The 6,316-nt window shown below is 72.5% G+C and carries 5 protein-coding genes and 1 pseudogene; 2 read left to right on the top strand and 4 right to left on the bottom strand.

Features of this window, described 5'->3' with window-relative positions:
- Positions 1-496: hypothetical protein (locus GT354_RS53010; RefSeq protein WP_202512815.1), on the top strand; the 496-nt coding region annotated here is incomplete at its 5' end.
- 92 nt (positions 497-588) lie between these two features.
- Here the strand turns inward: GT354_RS53010 and GT354_RS39670 are convergent.
- Both GT354_RS39670 and GT354_RS39665 read right to left on the bottom strand, forming a co-directional pair.
- Positions 589-1,620 (bottom strand): TIGR04222 domain-containing membrane protein, encoded by a 1,032-nt coding sequence (locus tag GT354_RS39670; RefSeq protein ID WP_161361243.1) that lies wholly within the window; start codon positions 1,618-1,620, stop codon positions 589-591.
- A gap of 30 nt (positions 1,621-1,650) precedes the next feature.
- The gene (locus GT354_RS39665; protein ID WP_161361241.1) at positions 1,651-1,902 is read right to left on the bottom strand and encodes a hypothetical protein; all 252 of its coding nucleotides are present in this window, start codon (positions 1,900-1,902) and stop codon (positions 1,651-1,653) included.
- A gap of 83 nt (positions 1,903-1,985) precedes the next feature.
- On the opposite strand from GT354_RS39665, the gene GT354_RS39660 reads away from it, so the two are divergent.
- Positions 1,986-2,990, top strand: coding sequence for a transporter substrate-binding domain-containing protein (locus GT354_RS39660; RefSeq protein ID WP_161361239.1), 1,005 nt, complete (start codon positions 1,986-1,988; stop codon positions 2,988-2,990).
- On the opposite strand, the gene GT354_RS39655 is transcribed toward GT354_RS39660, so the two are convergent.
- Both GT354_RS39655 and GT354_RS39650 read right to left on the bottom strand, forming a co-directional pair.
- Positions 2,978-4,879: a propionyl-CoA synthetase gene (locus GT354_RS39655; protein WP_161361237.1), complete on the bottom strand. Its 1,902-nt coding sequence runs from the start codon at positions 4,877-4,879 to the stop codon at positions 2,978-2,980. The genes GT354_RS39660 and GT354_RS39655 overlap by 13 nt on opposite strands.
- Positions 4,880-5,117: 238 nt before the next feature.
- Positions 5,118-6,316, bottom strand: a pseudogene (locus GT354_RS39650) (hypothetical protein); the annotation flags it as partial.

Below are 6,316 nucleotides of genomic sequence, written 5' to 3'. Positions count from 1 at the left end.
GCCGACCCCGCCCGCCCCGCCGGTGGGCACGGTGCACGCGACGGACGCCCCCACCAAGGTGGTTCGGCCGAATCAGTTCCCGGCCGCGCCCATCCTGGAGGCGGCTCTCGCCGACCCCACGGCCCTCGCCGCTCCCGCGCCACCCGCCGTCGGTGCGGCAGGCGCCGTCGGTGCGGCAGGCGCCACGCCGGCCCCGCGCGAGCAGCGCGAGGCCAATCCGCTGATCTGGTACGCCGTGATAGCTGTGGTCGGCCTCACGGCGGCCGGCCTCGGCCTCTTCCGGGTCACCGACTCCGAGTGGCGCGACGCGCAGAACTCCGTCCTGGGCCTGATCCTGCCGGGCATCTCGATCGTGTGCGGCATCGCCGGCATCGCCACCCTGGCGCTCGCCGTGATGTCCGCCCGCAGGCAAAGCCCGCCGGCGACACCGCCGTCGAGCCTCCAGGCGCCGCCCGGAACCGACCGGGCCGCCGCCGGCACCGACGCGCTGCGCTAGCCGCCACGAAGCGGAGCGTCCGTCGCCCCCGGCCGAACAATGGCAACAGCCGGCCGGGGACGACGAGGGGGCCACCGCCGAGCGCCCGCACGTCACGACGACGACCCGCCTCCACCCCCACACGACGAACCGCCTCCACCGCCTCCACAGGACGACCCGCCTCCACCGCCTCCACACGACGAACCGTTGCCACACGCGGAGCCACTCCCGCACGAGGAGCCACTCCCGCACGTCGAACCGCCCCCGCACGTCGAACCGCCGCACCACGAGGCCGTCCCGGCGTCGGCTCCATACGTGGACTGATACAGCGAAGGCCAGGTGACCGCGGACGGGCGGTGGCGTGTGCTGCGTTCGCGAAGGGCCGACTCGCGGAAGATCGCAGGCAGTTCGGGGGTTGTCAGGCCGTAGTCGCCGTGCAGCGCCGCCGCCCCGATCGGGTCGAGCGGCAATCGACGCGGCCAGTCGTCCACCGCCGCCTCCGCGTACCGGCTGCCCGTGAACGTGGTCCGGGCCAGTCGCTTGGAGTGCAGCAGGTCGACCATCCAAACGGCGAAGATCGCCGTCACCATGATCAGCGGAATCAGCATCCCCGATCGCCGGTCGCTCACCATGGGCGAGGTGAACATCACCATCGGGGTGACGGCCATGACGAATGCGATGAGGAGAACCCATCCGGCGGTCAGCAGGCCCCGGGTGTTCGGGTTCGGTCGCCGGCGCAGGAGGCCGAGGTCGGCGAGCCGGTCACCGATCTCCTGGACGGCCGGCGCCCGCGCGGCCGCCGCCCGCACGGGCGTGAGCGATACACCCGGCGCGGCCTCCACCACCGCCAGGACCGCGTCCCCGACCGGATCCGCACCGTGCGGCGCCCCCGTCGGCGTCAGCGCGCCCTCACGCGAGACGTGCAACCCGCCCGCGGCGTACAGATGCACGATCGCGGTGTCCGCGACGCGTCCCGGACCCCCGCGCAGGAAGGCGAGTTCGTACCACCCGAGCGAGCCGTACGCGGGCCCGCCCACGCCGGGACGGCCGGTGGCGAACCGCAGACGCAGCGTGCACACGGTCAGCGCCGTGAGCCCGCCGACGGCGATGACGGCGTAGAGGATCAGGAACGCGTCGGTACCCATGCGACGGGTCTACCGACAAACCTCCACACGTCATGCGTGTGGGCCCGTTTTCGAGGTGACTCCCTCGCCCGCGCCGGCTCGTTCGCCTCGCGCCGAACCCGACGCCCCGTCGGTGCCCCTGCCACTACCCGACGTTCGTGTCCGCGCGGCTCCGTCGGGCCACAGCACGTACAGGTCCTTGCCCGCCGCGCGGGCCTGCGCGACGACTCCGGCCGTGCTGCCGCGCGGACGTTCGGGTCCGCCGTCCCACACCGCGAGGTCGCGGTTGAGGGAACCCCCCATGTTTCCTGCCACACACGGCATTTGGTCACAGGCGGGTCGATAATCGGGAACGGACACACGCCGCCTGGGCGAGAGGGAGTGGCATGCGATCAGGGAGACGCCGAACGGTCGCGACCATCCTGCCGGCGCTGACCCTCGTGGCCTGTTCGTACAGCCCGGCGAGTCAGCCGGGCGTCCCCGGGCCCAGCGCGCGCGTCTCCGTGTCCGGCGCCCGTCCCGCGCTTCCTCAGGACTACCCGGCGCCCTCGTCGGCCCCGGCGTGCGACCCGCGCGAGAGCCTGTCGCCGCTGTCGCCGCTGCCGACACCGGGGCAGATGCCCGCCGGTTCGACGATGGAGAAGATCCTGCGCCGCGGATATCTGATCGTGGGCGTCGACCAGAACACCCGCTACTTCGCCGAGTTGGACACCCGCTCCGGCCGGATCAAGGGCTTCGACATCGACATCGCCGACCGGCTGGCGACCGCGATCTTCGGCGGGGCCGGCCCGGCCGGCGAACACATCCGCTACAAGGTGATCACGCAGGCGCAACGCCCCGAGGTGATCCGCGATCGCGTGGTGGACGTGGTGATCGACACGATGACCATCACGTGTGATCGCAAGGTCGTGATGGCGTTCGGCAGCGACTACTACACCGACGGCCAACGGGTGATGATCCGCGACGACACCGACGGTGCGGGCGTGACGAGCCTGGCCGATCTGCGCGGCAAGCGCGTGTGCACCGTCCGGCTCACCACGTCGATCGCCTATCTGCGCGACGACCCCGCGCACGTACTGCCCTACGCGGCCGACAACTGGACCGATTGCCTGGTCGCGCTGCAACAGGGCGAGGTGGACGCGGTGTCGACCACGTCGGCGCTGCTCAAGGGTCTCGCCGCGCAGGACGAGGACATGAGGGTGGTCGGCCCGGTCTTCACCGACGAGCCGCACGGCATGGCGTTTCCGTTGGCCGACAAGGACTTCGTACGTTTCGCCAACGCGCTGCTCGAACAGCTCAAACAAAACGGCGAGTGGCAGCGGCTGTACGACACCTGGCTCAAGGAGCCGTTGGGCGCGCAGTCGCCGCCACGAGCGATCTACTCGGGCTGATCGTCCGTCAGGGTCCGGCGCAGAGACTCGATCACCGCCGGATCCTCGATCGTGGAGGGCAGTTCGGTCGGTTTGCCGTCGGCGATGTCGCGCATGGTGCGGCGCAGGATCTTGCCGGAGCGGGTCTTGGGCAGCGCTGCGACGACGTCCACCCGGCGCAGCGCGGCGACCGGTCCGATCGTCTCGCGCACGCGGCGCACCAACTCGGCCGCCACGTCGCCCGGTTCGCGGTCGACACCGGCCTTGAGCACGACCAGGCCACGCGGGACCTGCCCCTTGAGCTCGTCCGCGACCCCGATCACGGCGCACTCGGCGACGTCGGGGTGCGCGGCGAGGACCTCTTCCATCGAACCGGTGGACAGACGGTGCCCGGCGACGTTGACGACGTCGTCGGTGCGCCCCATGACGTAGACGTAGCCGTCCTCGTCCTTGTGGCCGCCGTCGCCGCTGAGGTAGTAGCCGGGAAACGCGGTCGGGAAGGAGGCGACGTAACGCTCGTCGTCGCCCCACAGGCCGGCCTGCGTGCCGGGTGGCATCGGCAGCTTGAGCACGACGGAGCCGTCGACGCCCGGCGGGACTTCGCGCCCCTGCGCGTCGAGGATGCGCACGTCGTATCCGGGTACCGGCAGGGTCGCCGAGCCCGGCTTGGTCGGGTGCGGTTCCAGGCCCATCGGGTCGGCGACGATCGGCCATCCGGTCTCGGTCTGCCAGTAGTTGTCCACGATCGGCACGCCGAGCATCTCACCGGCCCAGCGGTAGGTCTCGGGGTCGAGCCGCTCCCCCGCGAGGAACAGCGTGCGCAGGGACGAAAGGTCGTGCGCGGCAAGGAGTTTCCCGTCCGGGTCGGCCTTCTTGATCGCGCGGAACGCGGTCGGCGCGGTGAAGAGCATGGTCGCGCGGTGCTCGGCGACGACGCGCCAGAACGCTCCGGCGTCGGGGGTGCCGACCGGCTTGCCCTCGTAGAGCACGGTGGTGCAGCCGGTGAGCAGCGGCGCGTACACGATGTAGGAGTGGCCGACCACCCAGCCCACGTCCGACGCGGTCCAGGAGACCTCGCCGGGGTGCACGTCGAACACGTTCTCCATCGACCAGCGCAGCGCGACCGCGTGCCCGCCGTTGTCGCGGACGATGCCCTTGGGCGGTCCGGTCGTGCCGGACGTGTAGAGGATGTACAAGGGAGCGCCGGCCGCGACGGTGACGCATTCGGTGGGCGCGGCCGCGGTCAGCGCGGTGTCCCAGTCCAGGTCGTGGTCCGTCAACTCGGCGACGAGTTGGGGGCGTTGCACGATCACCCGGTGCTCGGGCCGGTGGGTGGCCTCGGCCAGCGCGGCTTCGAGGAGCGGTTTGTAGGCGACCGTTCGGGTCGGCTCGATCCCGCACGACGCGGCCACGATCACCTTGGGCCGGGCGTCGTCGATCCGCACGGCCAGCTCGTGCGCGGCGAATCCGCCGAAGACCACGGAGTGCACCGCCCCGAGCCGCGCGCACCCGAGCATCGCGATCACGGCCTCGGGAATCATCGGCATGTACAGCACGACCCGGTCGCCCTTGCCGACCCCGAGCCCACGCAGTACCCCGGCGAACCGCGCGGTGGAGTCCAGCAACTCCCGGTAGGTGTAGGTGCGTCGGCTCCCGGAGACGGGCGAGTCGTACACCAGCGCGGCCTGTTCACCGCGTCCGTTCGCGACGTGGCGATCGAGGGCGTTGTGGCATGTGTTCAGTTCACCGTCGGGGAACCACCGGTACATCGGCGGGTTCGCGGCGTCCAACGCCCGGGTGGGCGCGGTGACCCAGTCGATGTCGGCCGCCGCCGCCAACCAGAATCCGTCCGGATCGTCCAGACTGCGCCGATACGCCGCCTCGTACGCCCCACCGGTATCGCCACTCATACGTGGTTTCCTCCCACTGGTCCCGCAGGACCGCTGTGTACCGACCACCGCCCCGCCGCGAGGATCCCGACGCGATGACACGAAGTCAAGCGGCGTGCCGGCCGGATCGGTGACGGGGGTGCCGGCGGGGGTCGGTCGCGCGGAACGATGGCGGGGGTCGGTGGCGGAACGGGAATCGGTCGCGGGGATCGGTCGCGGGGGGCGGGGCGGGAGGCCGTGGCGAGGTCGGGGCGTTGGGTCAGGTCAGGTGGACGGCCGTTACGCCGACCGCCGTGCCCAGGACGACGGGGCCGGAGCGCGTGATGCCGATGCCGTGTACCGGGGCGCCCGGGCGTAGGTCGATCGACGTGTCGTCGTCGGTGCGGTGGACGCGGACCAGGCCGTCGGCCCATGCGGCGACGATGATCGGGCCGGATTCGGTGCGGTCGGCCGCGAGCGCGGTGACCGGGCTCTGCCGGGCGTCCAGTGGGTCGGCGATGGGGTCGGCGCCCGGGCTCCACAGGCGGACCCGCCCGTCCAGGCCGCCGCTGATCAGCAGGGTCAGGGCGGCGTGTGGATCCAGGTGGACCGCGGCCAGCGCCGTCACGGGGCCTGTGTGCAGAGCCGCGGAGACGACGCCGTCGTGCGCGGACGGGGAGCGGTGCCACCACACCCGGCCGGCGTCGTCGCCGATCGCGGCCAGCGGATCCGCGCACAGCGCGGTCGGCTCCGCCCCGCACGCGTTCACCAGGTGCTCGAAGGTGGCTTCGAGCACGCTGCGCGGCCCCGCGAACCCGAGGTCGACCACGTCCAGCCCGCCCGGCAGGCTCAGCGTCGCGAGCCGACCGTCGAACGTACCGGCGACGGCCCGCAGGGGAACCGGCGGCGTGCTGCCGACCCGGCCGCTGATCGCGCCGGTGGCCGCGTCGATCGTGCGGATCACCCCCGTGGGATCGACCACGAGAACGTGTCCCGCGAGCCGGCCGCGTCCGGTGCCGGCCGCCGCCACCGGCCCGGGCCAGCGATCGGGGTAGGACGAACCCCCGTCGTGCCAACGGGCCCACAGCGCGGTCCAGCCCTGCCCGCCCGCATATCCGGCCAGGTCCGTGGCCGCGCCCTCCTCCCGGCCCAACTGGTGCATCCGCAGCACCTCGGCCCGGACACCGGGGTCGGTCTCCTCGATCAGCGCCGGGAGCGCGCCGCGAAAGGCCGCGTGCAGGACCACGTCCCACTGCCGGGTGGCCACGAGCGCGGAGACGACCGCGTGCGGCCGCGCGAGGGCCTGGACGACCGGATCGGTCGCGAGGTCGACGGCGTCGTCCATCCGGACGCTGTGGTCGAGAATCGCCGAGATCCGCTCCTCGCCCACCCCGCGCAGGTCGGCGGGCGACACGTCGGGCACCCCACGCAGGGCGCCGTGGACGCGCAGCACGCGCCCAGGGTCGGCCGTCTCCGGGC

This window comes from Streptomyces sp. SID3343 (genome assembly GCF_009865215.1).
In the GTDB taxonomy this organism is placed as follows: Bacteria; Actinomycetota; Actinomycetes; order Streptomycetales; family Streptomycetaceae; genus Embleya.
The sequence above is the reverse complement of the archived record's forward strand: the minus strand, read 5'-3'. Positions and strand labels throughout refer to the sequence as shown.